The following is a 21,098-nucleotide window of genomic DNA, read 5'->3' on the forward strand; positions in this document are numbered from 1 at the left end:
TTAGTATTTTTGTAATTAATCATAATATCTTTTTTCAAACCATTTGTCGTTCAGTGACAAACTAATGAATGTGTTAAAGAAAGTTTCTTGCACCAAACCTGCATTTTTCGTTCCACGTCGTCCGAACTCAAAACCGAGGTTTATATTGGAGAATCTTCCCCCTACAGGTAATCCCATACCAAAAGATATGCCAAATTCATTTATTGATTCATTATTAATATTGATTCCTGTCTCCTCAAAACGGAATCCAGCCCTGTAAACCACTCGTTTAAAGTAGTTTCCAAAAGCATTGTAATTTGGGATATAAAATCCTCCCACACTAAATTGGGAAGCGTCTTCGAAAACCACATTTGGGAGATCGAATGATCGATTGGTAAAGTTACTGGTTTTTTGCGAAGTATACTCGGCTCCCAAAAACCATTTTTTTGGCTTCCCAATTCCCGAACCCAAAGTGAACTGGGAAGGAAAAGTTAAATCGGTGTCCTCTATATCTATTTCACGAATATCCAACGGACGAATTGCACCCGAAGGAAGTTGTTGAATACTTGCTACCACACGTTCATTTTCTGAAATTAGGTCTGTTTCGGGTGTATAGGTAACACTCGCCATCATTTCCAAATTATCTGAAATCATTGTTTTGTAGAAGGCTCCAAGGTTAAAATTGAATCCCAACAATGTAGAACGGTTAATTTCCTGACTCCCCAACTCTACGTCTTCCTGTGTATTGGTAGCCACGTTTTCAATATTTCCGAAATTGTAATTAGCGTCTATCCCAATACTAAAATTAGGGGTAACCTGATATCCGATCGCTAAGAAAGCCTTGTTCAATCCTCCACTTCCTTCAAACTGTGTAAGGCTACCTCCCACTTCATTCTGGAGTTTGTATCCCGTAGATGTTAAGGGCTCCAATCCAAAATTGGCCCCAAATTTACCCATGGGTATACCCAATGCAATATAGTCCAATGTAGTAGTGGTCGCATTTTGAGATTCTTGTTCTGTAGCCAATCTATCATATTGGTGGCTACCAGCAATCGAATAATTTACCAAGCGCAGGCCAGCTGCACTCGCCGGATTTTGAAGATTAAGATGTATACTATCCGCATACACACCTATTCCTCCCATCGCTCTGTTCTCTACGGTCCCTTTAAATTTAAGTGAACCCACACCGAAGAATGAATAAGGTGAGATGGTTCCCTCTTGAGCAATTGCAGCACTACTGATAAGCAGTAGTATAATTATAAAAAGACGTTTCAGCATGAATCCTTGTTATGTTCCAAAATGTGGTTTAAACCCTCCAACAAAAAATTTGAGTTGGCAAAGATGTCATTTTTTATGCGATCTCGCAAAAAATGAGTGTCTCCGCCTGTTAAAATAACCGTTAAATCATAAAATTCCTCCCGATACTCTTCAATGAAGCCGTCTATTTCATGTGCTATTCCTTTTACGGCTCCAATGTGCATGGACTCGTAAGTAGATTCGCCAATCATATTTGCAGGGGTTTCCGTATCCAAAAACGGTAAGTTCGCGGTAAAAGTATGCATCGCTTTGTACCGCATTTGAAGACCTGGGGAAATGGCTCCTCCCAAATATTCGTTCTTTTCATTTATAAAATCATAGGTAATACAACTTCCTGCATCAATAACCAACACATTTGAATCCGGATATTGACTTGCTGCTGCACTCACCAATGCAATACGATCTACCCCTAGGGTTTTGGGTGTTCCATATAAATTTTGAAAAGGGACTGAAGTAGTATGGTTCAATTCCATCACCCTATACTTCTCTTTCAGTAGGCCGTATTCCTTTTTACCAAACCCTCCTACCGAAGAAACAATACACCTTTTTACATTGGGATATCTTTTATCTAACTCTGACAAGTCATTGGAAAAGGATTTCACAGTTGACACGATACGCTCTAGAAGCTGTTCATTGGCAAAGACCGCCAACTTAATTGAAGTATTTCCAACATCTATGATTAGGTTCATGTCACGTAGTGAGGCGCTAAAAATACAATAACGGATGAATTGTGATTGTTAACACACTATTAAAGTAAGGTGAAAGGGAAAAGTATTTTTTTTCGAATATATGTTTTGCAAAAGCCAAAATAGGATTATATTTGCAGCCGCATTAGCGAGGTGCCTTAGCTCAGTTGGTAGAGCAACGGACTGAAAATCCGTGTGTCCCTGGTTCGATTCCTGGAGGCACCACCTTTAAAACTCGTAATACACTTTAAACAGTGCTATTGCGAGTTTTTTTATTATAGAGGGTGCTTGACAGTGTGCTAATAAAGAACTTTGAAGAAAAAATCATCTGATTTATAACTCTAAGATACTAATTTTTAAATTCTAAGCCTAGAGAATTCTGAAGTTAGTTTAGTTCGAATCTTCACTTTATTTGAGACTATTTTTTTAGTTTTCAAATACACAATAAAATTTTCTTTTTAAAGAAAGTCGGGGGGTGCTCAAAAAAATGGCTTTGCATTTTAAAAATTTTCCCATAGTGGTAAACCTAACAATACCTCTTTTGTGTTTTTGTTTAAAACCTACATTTTAGGTATACATTATATTTTTAATTCTTAAAAGAAGAAATCTCTCAAAGTACTATAAAGCCTATACTTTCAAACTATTCAAGACCAAAATTAGTCACAAACGTTATTTCGAGTTTATTGGAGATTTTATAAAAGAAATCAATCTGGAGCAAATCAAAGTATAAGGCCATAATTTAAAGAGAGTTTCTATTTAAAAATAAGCAGAGCCTTACCTATAAAATTGGTATACATGTGCGTCGAGATGAATTCAATATTATACTTTACTTTTATGAGTCGGGTATAATTTAGCTATTTTTAGGGCTTTAAGGTAGTCCTACACAAAACCATTCACGATTTGAATAAAAAAGATATTTTAATTGACTTTTCCATTTATCTTTTGCTTTTTGGAGATGAATTCCATAATCATGAGCTTCAATTGTTCCATACTGGGGAAAAAATTGAGGTGAGCTATGAATACTATGTCATTGCCATCAATAAGCTTATTGATGTTGAAGGCTTTCTTTGGGATACTGATATTAATAAACCTGTTTCAAAAATAAGAACGTTCAATGAACTTATATCCGAAAAAGAAATTGAACTTTTTCAGGAATACATTAATACTGAGTTCTATTTTGGGTATCCAGATGAAATAAATGAAGATGGTTTTGCTTGGGGGCCGACTTATAATTTGAATTTAACTCTAAGTGATATCAATTCCTATTTCAAAGATTATATTAATCTAAGAAAACTAAACCCGAGTCAATACATAACCTATTACATACAGTATCTTAATTTTCTAGCAAGCCAATCAAATCAGATAATGCAGATTGCCATGAATGAGATTAACAACGTCCATAATAATAAAATTAGCACCCCTATTGAGACATACACGAAGTTAAAAGATAAGCTAGAATCCCAATTGTTAGATAACTTATTGAGATGCACTCAAAATACATTATTCCAAGTTCAAGGAGGGTTCGATGATAATGGGTTCATACTTAATTATGAAAACACACTAAAAACAATTCTTAAAGCTCATAATTCTAAGTATTCTAAAATTAATTTTGAAATTGAGTTAGAGCAATATTATGCGTTAATTAAGTATGAGTATTATTCCTTTAAGATTGAAGGTAAAAAAACAAATACTACAATAGAAGAGGAAGAAAAACTTAAATCTCAGTTTGAAACTCTAAAAAAGGATAATGAAAAACAAATTCTTTATTTGAAACGCATGGGTTTCAATAATACTGAAGTCAATATTATTCTCAACTGTTTTTCTTTAAATCAATTTAACTCTTGTGGCATAAGGAATATAAGGAACCTTAGTCAGGTTGACTATTTTGGATTATTCTACTTTTTTTATCGGTTTGAATTTTTAAAGGAAAAGGAAGGTTTAAAATTCGATAATGAGAGGGACTTTGATTTCTTGCCTCTTAGCAAAACTATAAACAAAAATGATTACAAGAAATATTATGTCCACTCAAATGACACAATAATATCTTACGAAAATCCCCATAAACGTTACCCTTTTAAAAATGCCAAAAAACTTTTACGGCAAATTGAATTAGAATTACATATTAATTTAGATAAGCTTAACCTTCCAGAAGAATTAAAAAAATCTCTTTAATTCTCCCTTTAAACTTTCCCTTTACTCCCTTTTCGTGATTTTGCTCTGTCAATACAATGAAGTATTTGATTAAAAAATATCATAACTATGGAACGAGTTATTCAAATGCACAATATAGATCCAGATGCATTAATTCAAATGCTAAAAGCATTATTAAAAGAAGAGTTCAAACAACTATTGAAGATTATAAGTTCAAGTAGTTCTGATGAATTTTTCTCAAGGAAAGAAGCAGCAGAATTTTTAAAGGTTTCAGAAACAACATTATGGAACTTAGACAAAACACAAGTTCTTCCTGCAAAGCGACTTAATGGAAAAGTACTTTATTTAAAAAGTGATTTACTTAATTTTTCAAATCAACAAATAAATTAGATCATCTGTTTTTATGACCGATTTTTAATCTATTGATGATACGATTATCTTTGCGTATCTATCTATAATTTCAATTATCTTTTTAAATATTTAATGCTACGGGGAGTGTTTAATTACATCGTAGGGAAGATCTCAACGGAAAAGGGACCTATATAGGAATAACCGCCAGAGGATAGCAGGTTTTATGATTCCTGCTAATTTTACGCATGTAGAAAACTAAGTAAAACAAGTTTTCGAATACTACTAGATTGTAAGAAGGGGTGGTTCAGTAATAGATCAAAAAAATCTACACAGGGCGACGGATTTGGGGTTTTTCCTCCTGTGGGAGAGCATTCTTTTATAGATCACCAAACTACTTATACTGGTATTAGATACTGAGTAAGGGGGTTTGGGGGTTCTCTAAGCAAAAACCCATTCTCCAAAGGCCATATTTAATTAAGCCATTAGTAGAATAAAATGTTGCTTTAGATAGCGCATGAAATCATCAAAGAAAATCACATAAATCATTTTCTAAAGCAGACGGCTTATTTAAACCAAATGCCAATTAGCAGGCAAAATCTAAGTTAATTGATTTATCAAAGTTAGTTTAGTAAAAACTAATTCCTAGAAAAATATTGTTAGGTTCAACCGAGCGAAGCGAGGAAACAAAATAAATTTTAATCAAAGCACTGCTTATTCTTAAAAGTATTTATAGATTTTTTAAAATTATGCCCCCCTATGTCAAATTGAGAAATTTGAGAGGAAAAAAATCTTTATAGACAAAAAATCAACTCTGTGATCCTATTTCTTTTGCTGTTGCCGTTCATTATACTTTTTTAAGAAGTCGCCTATACTTTCGATATAGGTAAAAGAAATACAAAGTAATTAGCGGGTGAATAATCACAAATAACCAGATATTAATTGCTTCATAGGATATACCAATAAAGTTTGCTGACTCTCTCAAAAGATCAACACAAAACTGAAACATACTATCCATATCAACTAATCCATTTTAAGTACATCTTCTCCGTCTTTTCTGAAAACAGAACCAGTTCTTCGATATTTCATTTTAACACCATCGACACAGAGTACATAAACAGCGTTACCAAGTTGTTCTGACAACTGTAAAAGAATTATTTTATTTTCGTCAACAGATAGATCAATAGATATGTGTTTTTTTAGGTCGTCCACTCTGGTTCCCATCTTCTTCCAAGTTTTACTCTTATTCCATTTCGGTTCTTTAAAATCATTTTGAATGGTACAGGAGACTTTGGAAGATTCATTCTTATTGGCATACTTCCATGTGAAATCTTCATTTAGTATCACCTTTTTCCCGTTTTCAGTTATTGCATTTATTTCTTGAGAGAAGGCACTACTTGCAGAAATGAGTAAAAAGTAAACTAAGAGCTTTTTCATTTAAGATGATTTTTGAAAAGTTTGTTTTATCAAGATATAAATTAAAATCAACAAAAGTGGAGAAACAACGTATACCAAAAATTCGCTATAGTCATAGGCATGAAAAATGGAATGTGGTCTTGAACCATCGTGATAATAAATGAAAGTACCAGAAGTGGCCTCATTTTTTTGGAATGGATAGAAGTATGACCCTCCCTCTTTGTCTGAAACGAATAGCACGACAAAATTGACTGAAACCCATATAATATAAACTATTGATAAAAAAGGATAACTCGAGTAGAAATATTTTACAATACTTACGATATATTTCATTGTAAGATAATTATGGTTGAGTTGTTATAACTATTGATAGTTCAAATATACAAAATTTGCCTTGCATACAACCCCTAGCAAACAATCCCTAGTAAACAACCCTTTTTCTTGACTTTTGTTTTATGTCAAGATCAAGAAAAACTCCAATTCCAAAAGAAGTAATTAATTTCGGTAAGAGAATAAAGAAATTGAGACTTGAACGTAAGATGTCTCAAATGGATCTGGGTGCAGCATTGAATATTGACAGAGAAAATGTTAGAAAGTACGAAAAGGGTCTGCAGGAACCGAAGCTTTCAACAATCATCAAGTTTGCCAAAGTCTTTAATGTGTCCTTCGACGAACTGTTAGAATAATATAGCGTAACATATTAAAAGTCTCTGTCAATATATCTTCGTACAGACGATGTTTTGATATCTCATTTGGGATCATATCTAACTAACAATTAATTGACATCGTTATCAGCTTTTTTTAGTATTTTTACTATCTCCCCACTTAATTTTTTGATCGTTAAAGCCAAAGAGTTTACTAAATATCTTGATAGAATTGAGATATGCTTATGCTTTTGACAAAACCGATCACATATTTCGAAATCAATAATTGATAGAGGTTTCACAGAAGAAAACGAAGTATCAGACTTAACAAATAAGATAAACCATGGAATTTGGATTAAGAGATATTCTATACATAGGAGGTATTGTTTTGTCAGCCGTCATAACTTTTATAACATCTAGACACAAAATAAAAGATTACGTTCGAGATAAAAACGATGACCTCAAGAGTCAAATAAATGATCTCAAATTAGCTCTTAAAGATCAACAAGAAAAGGACAATTTGCAACAACAGGTTATTGATCAAATTGGCAAACAGATGGACGGATTAATTCCAAAATTAATTGATGCTTTACAAAACAAAAAGGCAAGAAAATGAGCAGGACTGATGATTACAATCGCTTGTTGGAGTTAAAAAAATTGATTGATAGAAAGCAGGCATCTAAAGAAGAAGAGAGAGAGTTTATAGATCTAATGTACTCTGGAAATAGAATTTCCGAAGAACAATATGAAAATTATATGTCTAATAAAAATGCAGACGATATTCTGCAAGCTGCCATTACGATTGGCGGTGTTTTGCTAGCTGTATGGTTGATCAAAAAGTTAATAAATGATTGAATCAATTTACCTAAGTACGTATTGAAAACAATGGAAAACCTCAATATTATCTTGCCATCTTTGCTATTGTTAATTGGCGTTCTCTTGAAGCTATTTATTGCTCGACCTCTTGCCAAAAAAACCCTTGGGGAGGCGTCATGTGAATTACCTGTAGATCTCATTTTTTTAGCAATTTCATTCACAATTGGCTATACAGCAACTGTTGGAGATTTCGAAAGTCAAAGTACGGGCTTCGTTTATGCAATTGCTGGTATTGCAATAGCTGTTTTAGTAGTTGTTCTTTGGAGGCTGTCGCTAGATTTATTTTACAAAAAAGGGAGGAAAGTTTGGTTCGTGATTATACTTGCCATAAATCTTGCTATTTCGGGTTTTTGTATTCACAAGTCGATCCAGTTAGTAAATCAAAGCCAAATGGAGATTATCAATAATTACTTCAATGATCAAGCCTTTAATCTACCAGAAACATGTTAAACCAGTACATACCTCATATCATAATTATTCTTTTAAGTTTGGCGATTGCCATTTTCGTTTACATACTTACCCTAAGATCTAAGCGAGCCAAATACGATTATGAAAAGAATCAGGCCATGTTGGAAAGCATCAGAAGATCATTAGAAACTCAAATGTATGGGATTAATGATAGACTAGTTCTAAATGAAGAAAGATGGAGGGATGTAAATCATCTTCTTTTGAGAGATGAATATTTGAAGAATGATTCTCCTCTAATGAATCGTTCCGCTATTAGACTATCACAATTTCTCAGATCAAATGGAATCCAAGAAAACGACTTACTTGTTGATGAACAACTTATTTTTATTCTCACACCCTTTCATGAAAAGTATTTAAAAGATTATCAAATTATTAGAGAGGTATGTTCATCGATAGGTTTTAAGGCATATAGAGGTGATGAGAATTACTTTAAAAGTGATATTTTCCCAGAGATGTTGAAACTTATAGTAAAGGCTAATTTAATTATTGCTAATATTAACGGCAGGAACCCCAATGTGCTTTATGAACTCGGGATTGCCCAAGCCTTAGACAAACCCGTTATATTAATTTCAAAGGAGCCAGAAAAATTACCTATTGATATTAAATCGAAGAGGTTCTTAATATATAAAGACGACGACGAACTTCGAGAACTAGTTAGAGAAGAATTATTCAATATTGTCGAAAGGAATGAGTAGACTTCTGTCAGTCGAGAAAGCGTTATCATCAATGAATGGGGCCTTGTTTCAGGAACTATGCGATAGCTTTCTGATTCTGAGAAATGAAAATTATTCTGCATTTTCTAGGTCTGGAAGTCAACTAGGAAATCAAAAAACGATAAAGGGTACACCCGATACTTTTTTATTACTCCCAAATGGAAAGTACATTTTTGTTGAGTATTCTACTAATAAGTCAAAGGGACTTCAGAAATTAAAAGACGATGTTAATAAATGTTTAGACGAAGAAAAAACAGGTATTAAAAATGATCAAATATCTGAAATAATCTTGTGCGTCAATTTTAAGCTTAAAGCGACTGAAATAGAGTCTTTAAGAAGTTTGATTTCTGATTTCAGGATTACCCTTACAATTTACACAGTTGATCGCCTAGCACTTGAATTGACCCTTCAACATAGGGATTTAGTTCACAATTATTTGAATTTACCATTTGATTCTGGACAAGTAGTTTCGATTGAAAAATTTATCCGGGAGTACAATTCAAAGTCCAATGGAATCGCTACTCCTCTTGACAATACCTTTTTCTATAGAGAGGCGGAAACCAGAGAACTTAAAAATTCAATGCAGAGCAATGATTTGATTATCATTACTGGTGCTCCAGGCGTTGGAAAGACTAGACTTGCATTAGAAGGAATTAAAAGCTTCATAAAGGAGAACGATTCTTTCGGAGCATATTGCATTTCAAACAAACATCATCCTTTACTTGAAGACTTATATCATCAATTTGACAGCAAAGGCAAGTATATATTATTTGTTGATGATGCGAATAGAATTGATACATTTCAACAGATAATTAGCTTTTATAGGTCAAGAAAGAAAGGGCAATTCAAGGTTATAATAACCGTCAGAGATTATGCTTTTCAAGAAATCTATAAGCTTTCTAACAATTTAAATCTCGACAGAATCGAAGTCAAAAAATTCAACGATGACCAGATCAAGGCAATAATCGAATCAAAGCCTTTCGAGATACTAAATCCAGACTACCAAAAAGAAATTATACGTATATCGGACGGCAATCCAAGAATTGCGATAATGTCCTCTCTTTTAGCTAAGCAGGAACAAGATATTAGTGTTCTTCATGACGTCTCCGATCTGTTTGAAACTTATTTTTCTACTTTCATAAATGATGACGAACAGTTTTCGGTTGACTTGAACTTGAAGTGTCTTGGTTTGATTTCATTCTTCTTCACTATTCCATTTAAGGATAGGGAAGTTACAGATAATATTTTGGGGAAATTTGAGGTTAGCTACAGCGATTTTATTGCAACAATTGATAAGTTAGACAATTTGGAATTAGTAGAAATTCAATATGAAAATGTCAAAATCCCCGAACAAAACTTAGCTACTTATTTTTTTTATAGAGCCTTTATTAAAGACGAATTGTTGTCTTTTGAATTATTACTAGAAGAATATTTCTTTAGTAATACGTTCAGGTTTAGAGATTCAGTAATTCCAGCGAACAATACCTTTGGTCCTGAAAGGGTAATGCATAAGCTAACCCCTTTTTTGGAATCATTCCTCAGGAAGTTAGAATCCGTAGATTCTGAGAGAATTTATAAGTTTTTAAACACGTTCTGGTTTTATTTACAAGATGAGACTTTAGAGTTTGTTTATGACCAAATAAAGGACATAGAGACTCCCTATTCCTTTAAACTCAAAGTGACTTATAAGAATAATGAATTTTCCTCACCACATAATGAGAATAAGATAATTAGTCTCCTTGGCAACTTTTTTTACCATACAAAAAATTTGAAACAAGCCATTAGTCTCAGCTTCTTGTATGTTAGAAAAAAACCTGAACATGTGCCAGAATTAATTCACAAAATCGTTGGTTTATTAGCTTTTGACAAAAATGATTATCAAATAAGGTATTATAAACAGAACACTCTGTTTGATTTTATAGTAGATGGGATTGAATCAGACGAAGCTTTTTATGGCCCCATATTCTTCGAACTTTGTAAAACGTTTCTTCAGTATAAGTTTCATCATTTCAAGGGTGGTAGGAAAAATTCTTTTATACATTACGACTACCCCATTCAGAACAGCATTGAAGTTAGATCTTTCCGAAAAAAACTATGGGTAACCATTGAAGAAAAATATTCTAGTTTCCCAAACCGAGCTTTTAGCTTGCTAACTAGTTTAAAAGATTCACGTCGAGATATAAATAAAGGATTGATGGAGCATGACCTCACATTTCTTGTACCAATTATCTACAAATACTTAGATAGAGAATCTTTAATGCATGATAAATATGTTCACGAAAAAATAAGGTGGCTCAAAAGAAGTAATATTTCGCATGAGGATTTTGAAGATCTCCAATTAGCTTTTACCAATGACATTTATAAAACATTTCTCAAGATTGATTGGAATAGGTTTCGAGATAAAGAGTTTTATGATTTCCCCGATCATCGTGAATATGATCGACTAAAGGAAAGCGAGATTCGAGATTCGTTTGTTTTTAATTCCAAAGAGGAAATATTTTCATTTTATAAGAATTACGAGGAGATTCGAAATTGTGCAGAGAACGATTGGAATTATAATAAAGTATTGGATATAGTAATTCATGAAAATATCAGTCGGGATTTTAACATTGGCCTAAAGTTTTTAGAATTAATAATTAGCTCGAAGAATCATCTAAAATTTATCCCATACAGAGCGCTAATTGGTCAACTAAATGAAAGTGATCGAATATCAAAAGTCTGGTCATTGATAGATTCAAATCGTTTTGAAAATCGTTCTTTGTGGAAATTAGCCTTTTTTGACAGCCTGGATGACAATTCGATATCATCGGAGCACCTCCAAATGTTCATAGAAATGATAAAAGAGACAGAAAATGTATACATAAATCATTTTGAAAAACTAGCAAGGTTTCAAAAGATCCAACCTGATTTTTTTGAAGTCCTCCTAGAAACTATAGTAGAACGTAATAAAGATGGTGGAGAAATTAAGATGTGGACTAATTTTTTCAATGATTATTTTATTGACTTGGGAGAAAATTCCGTTCTAATTCAAGAGGCATATCTTCAACAAGATGCCTTTCAACAGAATTTCGACTATGAAGGAAAAGGGCTACTAAATATATTAAAATCTGATTCAAGATTTTTAGTCACGTATGTTGAAAGACTTATGTCAAAGGGAAGACTGAGTCTCTCGAGAGAAAGTCGAAAGCTAAGTCTAATATGGGAAATAGACGGTATTGAAAAATATTTGATTGAGGTATTTAACTTATGTGCCCAAAGTGAGCCATATTACGGAATTCTAAATCATTACTGCAATACTTTTTTTGATGACATCAAGGATGAAGATACCAAACAAAGAGCGGGAGAATTTATAGTTCACTATGCCCGTGAGAATAATGGTGATTATAAGAGAATGAACATTGTTGTCGATATTGTGAGGGGCTCAATGAATCATCTGTTTGAAAAAATTCTATTACAACATATTTCTTTGAACACAGATATCGATACCTTTTCAAGGATATGGTGGCGAGGCAATGGAGGGACATATTCTGGAAATGTTAACATTGGAGATATTGAAGCCGCAGATTGGAGAAATATTCAAGCTATAGTTGAAAAAGCTCCTATTAAACCTGAGTTAATCCCAATTAACAATCAAATAAAAAGAAATGTCCAATATGCACTTAAAAGTGCAGATCGAGAACGTCAGCGAAGGTTCTTAGAGCGGGATTGGTAGGTAAATAAAATATGGTTGTTCAATATTCTGAAAGACAACCGAATTCAAATGAAGTATTCTATTTTTATCTAACCATTTTGCCTTCAGAATTAAATGCTCGAACATTAAGTGTTGATTTCGAATTTTTTTATTATTTCTTGATAATGAATTTGTTAGCTCGTAGAAATTTTATATCTTAGAAAAATCTCCCCTTAATTTTATTTTAATTATCAAAGTATGAAAAAGGTATTTCTGTCCATTTTCTGTGCGTTGTTTTTATTCAAATCGGCTAATTCTCAAGATTCAGGAAAGTTGGGAATTGACCATATTAAATTCGAGAAACAATGGATTCTAAAAAATCTTGCTGATGAATATTTTATTGAAGCTTCTTCCTTTGAACGAAAAGACGACCAAAGAACTATAAAGACCTTAGAAAAAGCTTATTCACTCTATAAGGAGGCAAAGAAGATCAATTATAATAACAATTCTATAACCGCAACCAACTATTATTTTGAGAATTATTTAACGGATGACGTTCTCGTGAAATTAGTACGTGCTGATATCGACTATAGAATTTCTTTGCTAGAAGCAGAAAAGATGTTTTGGGAAGGATCCTCTGAACCATATGAAACACCAGAATCTGCAATGAATAATTTTAAGAAGGCGTTTGAATCCTTTAATGAGACCGCAAACGACTATATCAAAATTGATACTTGGAAAGATACAAAGACAATTGATCGATTGGAAGCAGAAATAGGAAAAATTGGGTTTCTTGGAGGAGTTATAAGTTATGAGTTAGAACAAAAATACCTGGAAGAACGTGAAAAAATTTATGTGTCCGATTTACAGAGCATTAATGCTGAAATGGATCATGCTTTTCAACAAATAAAGGTAGAAAGTAATAATCTTCTCATGGAGCTTGGAAAACTGGAAAAAGCAGAAAATTCTCTTTTCAAAAACATGAAAAAAGGGGCTTTTAATTCTGTTGGGCTGCCTGATTTAACAGAAGACTTAACTCTTTCTGACGGTTTAAAAATAATATCAAGTCTTGAGCTGGAAGATTTAGAAGGTGTATCTGAATTAATAGGAGATAGTGACGGATTATATGAAATGGCGGATTCATTTGAAAAAGCTAAGGAATATTACAACTTGGCTGTAAATACGGTAAAAATTGGAGAGGCTGCGAACAAAATTTTGACGGGACAGACAACTAACCTTGACGATTTAATAAGTTTCGGAGCGAATGTCTTAGATGCGTTGGAGCAAGAAGTTGAAATAGATAAAGAATTAGCATTAAAGGTCAAAGAATTAAGAGACAAAGTTGATAATCAGTTAGAAACTCTTAACCATTTAAAACTCTTCTCAAAAACCCTCGGAATCTCTGACAATTTCTCAAATTGTCTGAAGAATCAAGATCTAGACTGTATTAATAACCTGGTAGAAACAAAACTTGATGAGATCTGTAGAATTAGCTCAGATCTATGTGGATATAACAAACAATGGAATAGCTTAAAAACTGAAATACGAGAGAAATTCGGGAAAGAACTTAAATTCTTTGAAGAAACAAACAACATTCTAAGCGAAATAGATATTAGCTCAGGGGCCAAAATTCTCAAAACAATTTCGAAGTATACAGATTTGGATATCAACTCAAAATACACTGATGTTATAGACTCCCTGTCACAAATTAAAAACGATGTGCCGTTTGAAAGATACTATAAAATTGGCGAAAGCGTATTCGTCAATTCGAAGGAATTCCAGCAAGTCTCCGATGATTGGATTGACTTTTCTCGTAATATCAAACCTCTAGGTATTATATATCAAAAATTTGGTGACAGGCTTACATTAGACAACGAGTTAGCTTTGATACTTTTTGATGAGATGAATAACTCAGAAAAGGGTAAACTTGAATCAATTGCTTCAGATGTTTTAAAGCAATTGCTACTTGAAGAAGATGAAGAATTGAACTTACGTTTATTTAGGTTTCTACTTTCCTATGGCGTAGAAACTTTAATCAATCGACTGGGGGATGATCACACATCTAGAATTATAGGAAACGGTAGCATAGAACTGGACTCCGTTGAAGAAATTAAAAATTACCTACGTAATCGTTGCTATGAAAACCCTAAGAAATGTAGGATTGTATTTTCTCCTCTAAATCAAGAATTACTTGAAATCAACCTTTTTAAAGAACGAAACAATGGAACTTTTAGACGTCTTCCCCAATCATGGAAAACAGAACTATCCTTTAATTTATTGATTAAAGAGTTTATTAATAACTCTAAAATTTACGATGCTTCTTTGGCTCGTTTTGTAGCGGATAACTTTAAGTATATCCGTGAGAATTACTACAGTTTAGTTCAAGAATTTGAAGCAAGGTTAAAAAATGAAATATCTGGAATTATAAATTCTTCAGAGCCCCGTACAAAAGAACTTTTTTATGATAAAATTTACGACAACATCAAAAGTTCAGAAAGACGGCAACTGATAGATTATGCAACAAAAATAGCTGTAGGAATTGAATACTACAACCAGAATAAATTCTATTCTGATGCTAATACTATATCTAAGGACTTTAGAAATATTATCAATGAGCTTAAGGTCTCTTTAGATAGCGATGATTACTCTTCAGATTCCGCCTTCTTCGAACAGGCTTTAGTCTCAGGTTTGAATTACTATTTACCTGGATCAGGCTATGTTTTCAATAGTGTGAAAAGCATGGTAGACATTGATGATATCATTCAAAATTATGAAAGAATTTTGAATGATATCAGAAATTTAGAAAAGCAACTTTCTGGCCTAAGTTATAAAAAGAAAAACATTATTAGAGAAATCAATCTTGTTAGGTCCGAGCAAAAACTAGTTGAAATAAGAGCTAATATTGCTAAAAAAAAGTTGGAGTATGTTCATTTAAAGTCTGAGGCTATTTCAGAGAGTATCGAAAAAAAGCGGGCTTTGATTGAAAAAATACTTCCAAGACTATTTTATCTAAGTGAGTTGTTGCGAAAGCGATATGCAAGCTTCAACAGAGCAATGTTGGAATGGAAAGGATTTTCTTTCTATGAATATGTAGATTCCAATCCTGAAAATATTCGGCTTGCGATTGATCCAGATATCCGATTATATCAATGGCTAGAATTGAATAATGTTGGGAAGCGAACTGATGTTTATGATTTGATTGCGGATTGGCAAAACATTAATACTCTTGTTGATGGTCTTGAAAAATCTACCACAGCACTTGGCCAAGACTTTGCATTTTCAAAAGTGGTGCAAATCATGCCTAAAGAAGCAAGCGGTGATGTCAAGAATAATCAAATAAATATTCCTATTAGCATAAACAACATTCAAACCCAATACATGAAAAAAGAACATAAACTGAGAAAAGTTCTAAAGACATTTATTCTAGTTTATGATAACAATGGACAACGGTATCAGAGCGGTACAGGTATTTTATTAAGAAATTCTGGGACAATATTTGAACCGCAAACATTGGAAGAAATTGATTTTAATCGGTCATTTGCTAAAGGACCAACTGATAGAATTATCTCCAATTTATTAGTCTCCTGCGATAGCCCTTCGGGGCTTAGTACATGTTTGCAAAACCCAGAAATTGAAAACATTATAAAGTCTATAGAGAAGAAGCCATATTATCCCTCAAGACTTGATTTTTTCTCATACCCTTTAGATGCTAAATGGAATCTAATCATTGACCTCGATGAAGTTAAACTTGATGATATTAGTAAAATTGAAATAGCGTTCCTATATAAATTCGACAAGAATGCATATAAAAATGACCCATTTTTAGTTGAATTGGACTACAAGATTAACGGTGAAATAGCTCCTTATAAAAGCTGTAGTGAATTACCTGAAGGAATATCGACAGATTTATGTAGTAGAGTTCGGATTGTTCACAACGGATACGTCTTGACTAAAAGGGAAAAGGGACTTGCAAAACCCAATTATTTGAACAATCCGATTGAGCTTCTTGGAGATGTAGATAATTTGTTCGAGCCTATTAGTACCAAAGATATTAAAGACGATTTTAACCCTAGCTACGAAGTAATTTCAGCTTCTAAAAATTAATAGATATGAAATTTAATTTATTGTTATTCATAATACTTTCAATATGCGCAAAAACCTGTTTTGCTCAGAGAGTTATGAAATTTGACAGCTCAAATGAGGCTGGACTTATTGGCAATATTCCAGTAGAAGGAAACTCATATTCGTCAACGGTTTTTACCCCAGTGAAAGCAGGTGATCATTCCATTGACACTAAAATCTACCCATATGAAGAGGTTTCAGTGTTCATTTTTGGTGAAGCCAACCTATCTCCCTATAAATACCCTAAGAGAAGAAAAAAATATGTCATTTTCAACGAAACTGATATAAGGTGGAAGGATCAGTTTAAAAAAGCAACTGAAGTCCCTAATTTAATTGAGCTAAAAATTGGATCTAAATATATAGGCTTTGATAAACAAGACGTAAAATTTGACAGGAGTTCAAACACTCATTATTTAGCAAAAACAATTTCAGTACCTGCAAACAGCTCTTCGTTTAACAAGGAAGATGGTCTTGATATTCAAACGCTAGTTCGAGATGATGAATTATCTATTAGAAAAAAAGCAACTCGTTTAAAGAGTTACACTGAATACCAAATTGAAGTAAAAATCAATCTAGAGCGAAGATTAGTAAAATTCCAAGAATTTTTAAACAAGACAGGAACAATCCCTACATCGGAGAATATATCAAAGTGGTTAGATAATAGGTTTATTTCCGTATACGGCCCAGAGGTTGCTACATTGCTAACAAACAGTATTAACCAACTGCCTGACGATACGATGGATGAATCGAGTAAAATCCAAGCATTAGAATATATATCAACAAAGGTGAGTTCGAATTCTGACATACTAAATCTTTCATTGGGGAAATTGTATCAGAGTAACGGTGAATATTTAAAGTGTATCGGAAAGTTAGAACAACATGTAAAAAAAGTTACGAATATTGAGGATCATATGTTCAATAGTATTTTATATTCGAATAGTATCGCTGAAGCTTATGAAACTCTGGCTCTATGCTATGTGAATAAGGACCAAGGTGCGAGCGAATCAGATATTAATAAGGCCTTTGCCGCTTTGAATCAGTCTTCCAAGTTTTACCTTCTAGCTCAAAACCTTCAAAAATATTTTAGCACGAAGATTCAGCAACTTAGGTTATTGAAAAAAATAAACGATTTAGCCTCATTGCAAAATGCAAATAATTATGTCAATGAATATATTTCCAATTGGGAAGGAAAGGGAAATAACACAGGGATCGGAGATATTGAGGTTATTCCTCTAGATTTAAAAAAATGTATCACGTTTACAGATGAAAATGTTGAATTAAAGATTACGAGTAGGGAAAGTTTAAATGAGGTTTTAAATAGATACAAGAGTTTTATTTCTGTTGACAATAACATCTTAAAAATAGCAGCAGATCAAATAGTTCTAAAAGAGGGAACCGAAATCTATTTGAATGAAGATTTAGGGCTTTTAGGGTTAGAAATTCAAGCAAAAAATATAATTATTGAAGACAATGTGTTAGTAGAATATGACGCTGGAACCGCTTCGCATCTAAATAATGTGACTCCCAATAATTTAAGCCCATTAGACAAAACCGACATAGAAATTAATGCGAACTGGAATAACACTTCGAAAAACAGAGCTTTGAGTTCCACAAAGCAAGAGGCTAAAGGGTCGCCAGGCTCTACTGGTAACAGTGGAGAATCAGAAAAACAATTTAAAATTCGTTTAATAGGTGGTATTAACTACTTAGGGAATAGTGGTATACGGATATACAATAACGGACAAAACGGAGGCAACGGTGGACCAGGGGGCCAAGGTAGGAAGTTCAAATACACATTAGTTAGAGGTTCGAACAACAGGACCGTTATGGAAGATGTCGGTTTGCAAGGGAATTCTGGTAAAGGAGGAAATGGGGGTATTGGAGGTATAATTGAATATGACGTTTACTTTATTGAAAATGATTATCAGAGAGCAAATATGCAAAATTTGAATCGTATAGAACTAACAGTTGATCCAGGCAAAAATGGAGGTCTATTTGGAAGTGACAAACCAAGCGATACCAAAAACGATCAGATGCCAGGGCAACGCATTGAGGTAATAAGTGAAAATATGGATGAATTTTATTTGAAATACTTCGGTGTCAAATCGATATCACTTAAAGAATTAAATAGCCAAACTTAAAATCAAGATGAAAAGAATAACCTTATTATTGCTTTTGCTTAGCTGTAACACGCTTATTTCTCAAGAGCTAACAGAACTGCAGAAAAACATTATTTCCGCAACGACAGAAACGAAAAAAAGTTATCATGTAGTTTTTCAAGAAACTGCTGACAAAAAGAAGGACTCAGGTTACTTTGCTAAAGTTGAGTTATTTGTGAATGACAATTTAGTAGGCACTTTTAGGGGCAGTACATTTCCGAATTCTACGCCTTCTTCAAACCGACCTGATGATTGGATTTATACAATCGTTATGTCAAAGTCAGACATGTACCAAAGTGTTTCTGAGGATAGATACTATTTATGGAAAAGAGAGAAAAGAAGCAACGGCGACGCCTGTTTACGCTTTAATCAAAATGGAAAAGTCCCAGCTATAAATATAAGTAGTGAAAGATTCAAAAATGATATGGATTCTTGGGATAAACAGCAATATAAATTGGTGTATGAACTTTTGAGCGAACTAAATGTCCAAGACCCAAATTATCCTTTTTTCTACGCTACGACTATTCTAATACATAAAGGCTTTACCCAATACATTAGAGGTTCTGCAGGATGTCTTACAATTCATCCAGATGATGAAAAGAACTTTTTTGATCTTATCCCAATGAACACACAAGGAACTTGTGAGATTATAAGAACCCAAGGAAATTAAGACTATGAATTAAAGAAACCGCACTTTTATACTGCCAACGCCTCTAAGCTCTTCTGGATAACGATAAATTTTCATGAATTCGAATTTCGTTCTATTTGCTAAGCAATTAAAATTTCGTCTTGTAGCAAATAATAAATCCACAACATTCTTACATCAATTCGAAATGCACTTCATGTTATGTAAACTAAGTATTTCATAAAAGAACATATATTTACTTAGAATATAGGAACAAACAAGAAGAAGGGTTTTCTCGAAGAATAACTTGAAGTAACTTTTTTGTTTTTAACCTTCGCACCTTTAGATTTATGGAATTTTTACATGAAATACATTTGGCTTTAAACAATGTCCCAAACGCTGTTGCCAATGAAATTGATAAGTTTGGTTTTGAAGATAACCGTTTTGATGACCAGTATAGAGTTGAAATAGCATCTTATCGTAGAACATTGCATCTTAATGATGAACCATCGGTTGTTCTATGGAATAATATCATCGATTTAATTAGAAGAAACGATGGCATAATAGGAACGATAGAGCAGGAGAAAATTGATAAAAAATATTTAAGAAGATTTGAAAGAAGTGAAAATGCCAAAGTCAATGAATATGACATTCCCAGATTGAAACTTGATGAAGTTCAAATTGGATCTTACAAAAAATGTGATCTTCATATTTCCCTAATGAAGAATAATTTCAACAAAAACATGCTCGATCAACTATTGAAGGCTTATATTCCCTACGTTGAAAGGGCGAACAGACGAATACATACAATTACAGCAGAAACAAATGAAGGAGGCAGAATACTGTTCAATGCTTGGTGTAGAATATTCCAGGACTTTAATGTAACAGGCAAACTGTGTATGGAGTATACAGTAAATCATTTCAGGAATCCTGAAGACTTCCCCATTTTACCCATAGCTAAAGAATGCGAGATTAAGAAATGGAAGAGATTCCTCAAAAAATAACTTGAAGTAACTTTAAGAATTAAGTACTTTGAAATAAAAATAAAAACATTATGAGTATTTCAAGAGTACTAATGCTCTCAATTCTAATAGTATTTCTATCAGGTTGCAAGCAAACTAAGAACGACCCCATTACTCCGATTACAACTACGGTGTATGAAAGAGTTATACAGCAAGATAAGATTCAAGCAGCATTTATAAATTATCCTCCTGCATGCATGAAAGATACCGAAACGGGGGAAATGTCAGGAATTTTTGTGGAAGTGCTTGAGAAAGCATGCGAGAACCTGGGACTGGAACTCGAATGGACAGAAGAAGTTGGTTGGGCTTCTCAAATCGAGGGATTAGATGCTAACCGTTATGATATAGTTGGAAGTCCTGTTTGGGCAAATGTTGTTAGAGGCACCAAAACAACAATGTCCTCACCAGTTTATTACAGCGGAATTGGAATGTACGTTCGAGCAGATGACAATCGTTTTGATAACGATTGGAGTAAAATAAATAGTCCTGACGTAAAAGTTGGTATTATAGATGGCGAAACTTCTTCAGTCATAGCCGCACAAGACTTCCCAAATGCTCAGAAATATTCATCGGTTCAGCTTACTGATATCTCTCAGAAGTTCTTGGACTTGGAATCCAAAAAGTGTGATGTCGTTTTTGCCGAACCATACTATGCTTATGAGTATGATAAAAACAATCCTGGTACGATAAAGAACATTGCAGCAGAAAGTCCAATTCGGTTATTTGGGAATTGTTACATGTTTCGCAAGGACGAATTCCAAATGAAGCATATGTTGGATGTCGCTATTCAAGATTTGATAAACAGTGGTTTTGTAGAAAAGACGATAGCCAAATACGAACCTGCACCTAATTTATTCTACAGGGTAGCAAAACCATATGCTGCAAATAATATCAAGTAAGAT

16 protein-coding genes and 1 tRNA gene are annotated in these 21,098 nt (G+C 33.3%); 14 read left to right on the forward strand and 3 right to left on the reverse strand.

The window, feature by feature from the left end; translation table 11 throughout:
- Positions 1–15: 15 nt before the first annotated feature.
- Entirely contained in the window at positions 16–1,257 is a 1,242-nt protein-coding gene (gene bamG / locus AC6JAD_RS02955; RefSeq protein WP_461302638.1) for a BamG family beta-barrel-assembly machinery protein, read from the reverse strand.
- Positions 1,251–1,985 (reverse strand): type III pantothenate kinase, encoded by a 735-nt coding sequence (locus AC6JAD_RS02960; RefSeq protein ID WP_461302637.1) that lies wholly within the window; start codon positions 1,983–1,985, stop codon positions 1,251–1,253. The genes bamG and AC6JAD_RS02960 overlap by 7 nt, the downstream gene beginning before the upstream one ends.
- Before the next feature lie 149 nt (positions 1,986–2,134).
- On the opposite strand from AC6JAD_RS02960, the gene AC6JAD_RS02965 reads away from it, so the two are divergent.
- From AC6JAD_RS02965 to AC6JAD_RS02975, 3 genes are all read left to right on the forward strand, one after another.
- A tRNA-Phe gene (locus AC6JAD_RS02965) sits at positions 2,135–2,207 on the forward strand.
- A 675-nt stretch (positions 2,208–2,882) separates the two neighbouring features.
- Positions 2,883–4,154 carry a hypothetical protein gene (locus AC6JAD_RS02970; RefSeq protein WP_461302636.1) on the forward strand — a complete coding sequence of 424 codons (1,272 nt, stop codon included), beginning with the start codon at positions 2,883–2,885 and terminating at the stop codon, positions 4,152–4,154.
- An 87-nt stretch (positions 4,155–4,241) separates the two neighbouring features.
- The gene (locus tag AC6JAD_RS02975; protein WP_461302635.1) at positions 4,242–4,523 is read left to right on the forward strand and encodes a helix-turn-helix domain-containing protein; all 282 of its coding nucleotides are present in this window, start codon (positions 4,242–4,244) and stop codon (positions 4,521–4,523) included.
- 981 nt (positions 4,524–5,504) lie between these two features.
- On the opposite strand, the gene AC6JAD_RS02980 is transcribed toward AC6JAD_RS02975, so the two are convergent.
- Positions 5,505–5,918, reverse strand: a complete 414-nt coding sequence (locus tag AC6JAD_RS02980; RefSeq protein ID WP_461302634.1) for a DUF3157 family protein — start codon at positions 5,916–5,918, stop codon at positions 5,505–5,507.
- A 434-nt stretch (positions 5,919–6,352) separates the two neighbouring features.
- Between AC6JAD_RS02980 and AC6JAD_RS02985 the strand changes: the two genes are divergently transcribed.
- The 11 genes from AC6JAD_RS02985 to AC6JAD_RS03035 all read left to right on the forward strand — a co-directional run bounded on the left by AC6JAD_RS02985 (position 6,353) and on the right by AC6JAD_RS03035 (position 21,095).
- Complete coding sequence (locus tag AC6JAD_RS02985; protein WP_461302633.1) at positions 6,353–6,583, forward strand: helix-turn-helix domain-containing protein; 231 nt, start codon at positions 6,353–6,355, stop codon at positions 6,581–6,583.
- A gap of 301 nt (positions 6,584–6,884) precedes the next feature.
- Positions 6,885–7,157 (forward strand): hypothetical protein, encoded by a 273-nt coding sequence (locus AC6JAD_RS02990; RefSeq protein ID WP_461302632.1) that lies wholly within the window; start codon positions 6,885–6,887, stop codon positions 7,155–7,157.
- Positions 7,154–7,396, forward strand: a complete 243-nt coding sequence (locus tag AC6JAD_RS02995) for a hypothetical protein (protein WP_461302631.1) — start codon at positions 7,154–7,156, stop codon at positions 7,394–7,396. The genes AC6JAD_RS02990 and AC6JAD_RS02995 overlap by 4 nt, the downstream gene beginning before the upstream one ends.
- Before the next feature lie 30 nt (positions 7,397–7,426).
- Positions 7,427–7,867, forward strand: coding sequence for a hypothetical protein (locus tag AC6JAD_RS03000; RefSeq protein WP_461302630.1), 441 nt, complete (start codon positions 7,427–7,429; stop codon positions 7,865–7,867).
- On the forward strand, positions 7,861–8,580 hold the full coding sequence (locus AC6JAD_RS03005) for a hypothetical protein (RefSeq protein WP_461302629.1): 720 nt from the start codon (positions 7,861–7,863) through the stop codon (positions 8,578–8,580). Before AC6JAD_RS03000 ends, AC6JAD_RS03005 begins: the two co-directional genes overlap by 7 nt.
- Positions 8,573–12,310: an nSTAND3 domain-containing NTPase gene (locus AC6JAD_RS03010; protein ID WP_497865974.1), complete on the forward strand. Its 3,738-nt coding sequence runs from the start codon at positions 8,573–8,575 to the stop codon at positions 12,308–12,310. Before AC6JAD_RS03005 ends, AC6JAD_RS03010 begins: the two co-directional genes overlap by 8 nt.
- Positions 12,311–12,526: 216 nt before the next feature.
- Complete coding sequence (locus AC6JAD_RS03015; RefSeq protein ID WP_497865975.1) at positions 12,527–16,372, forward strand: hypothetical protein; 3,846 nt, start codon at positions 12,527–12,529, stop codon at positions 16,370–16,372.
- 5 nt (positions 16,373–16,377) lie between these two features.
- Positions 16,378–18,531 (forward strand): hypothetical protein, encoded by a 2,154-nt coding sequence (locus tag AC6JAD_RS03020; RefSeq protein WP_461302626.1) that lies wholly within the window; start codon positions 16,378–16,380, stop codon positions 18,529–18,531.
- A gap of 7 nt (positions 18,532–18,538) precedes the next feature.
- Positions 18,539–19,219, forward strand: coding sequence for a hypothetical protein (locus AC6JAD_RS03025; RefSeq protein ID WP_461302625.1), 681 nt, complete (start codon positions 18,539–18,541; stop codon positions 19,217–19,219).
- Between the two features lie 305 nt (positions 19,220–19,524).
- The gene (locus AC6JAD_RS03030; RefSeq protein ID WP_461302624.1) at positions 19,525–20,178 is read left to right on the forward strand and encodes a hypothetical protein; all 654 of its coding nucleotides are present in this window, start codon (positions 19,525–19,527) and stop codon (positions 20,176–20,178) included.
- 71 nt (positions 20,179–20,249) lie between these two features.
- Positions 20,250–21,095, forward strand: a complete 846-nt coding sequence (locus AC6JAD_RS03035; protein WP_497865976.1) for a substrate-binding periplasmic protein — start codon at positions 20,250–20,252, stop codon at positions 21,093–21,095.
- Positions 21,096–21,098 lie beyond the last annotated feature (3 nt).

This window comes from Aureisphaera sp., assembly GCF_059726885.1.

Coding starts and splice junctions, on each gene's coding strand:
- bamG (WP_461302638.1), bottom strand. CDS start 1,257: ATGCTGAAACGTCTTTTTATAATTATACTACTGCTTATCAGTAGTGCT.
- AC6JAD_RS02960 (WP_461302637.1), bottom strand. CDS start 1,985: ATGAACCTAATCATAGATGTTGGAAATACTTCAATTAAGTTGGCGGTC.
- AC6JAD_RS02975 (WP_461302635.1), top strand. CDS start 4,242: ATGGAACGAGTTATTCAAATGCACAATATAGATCCAGATGCATTAATT.
- AC6JAD_RS02980 (WP_461302634.1), bottom strand. CDS start 5,918: ATGAAAAAGCTCTTAGTTTACTTTTTACTCATTTCTGCAAGTAGTGCC.
- AC6JAD_RS02985 (WP_461302633.1), top strand. CDS start 6,353: ATGTCAAGATCAAGAAAAACTCCAATTCCAAAAGAAGTAATTAATTTC.
- AC6JAD_RS02990 (WP_461302632.1), top strand. CDS start 6,885: ATGGAATTTGGATTAAGAGATATTCTATACATAGGAGGTATTGTTTTG.
- AC6JAD_RS02995 (WP_461302631.1), top strand. CDS start 7,154: ATGAGCAGGACTGATGATTACAATCGCTTGTTGGAGTTAAAAAAATTG.
- AC6JAD_RS03000 (WP_461302630.1), top strand. CDS start 7,427: ATGGAAAACCTCAATATTATCTTGCCATCTTTGCTATTGTTAATTGGC.
- AC6JAD_RS03005 (WP_461302629.1), top strand. CDS start 7,861: ATGTTAAACCAGTACATACCTCATATCATAATTATTCTTTTAAGTTTG.
- AC6JAD_RS03010 (WP_497865974.1), top strand. CDS start 8,573: ATGAGTAGACTTCTGTCAGTCGAGAAAGCGTTATCATCAATGAATGGG.
- AC6JAD_RS03015 (WP_497865975.1), top strand. CDS start 12,527: ATGAAAAAGGTATTTCTGTCCATTTTCTGTGCGTTGTTTTTATTCAAA.
- AC6JAD_RS03020 (WP_461302626.1), top strand. CDS start 16,378: ATGAAATTTAATTTATTGTTATTCATAATACTTTCAATATGCGCAAAA.
- AC6JAD_RS03025 (WP_461302625.1), top strand. CDS start 18,539: ATGAAAAGAATAACCTTATTATTGCTTTTGCTTAGCTGTAACACGCTT.
- AC6JAD_RS03030 (WP_461302624.1), top strand. CDS start 19,525: ATGGAATTTTTACATGAAATACATTTGGCTTTAAACAATGTCCCAAAC.
- AC6JAD_RS03035 (WP_497865976.1), top strand. CDS start 20,250: ATGCTCTCAATTCTAATAGTATTTCTATCAGGTTGCAAGCAAACTAAG.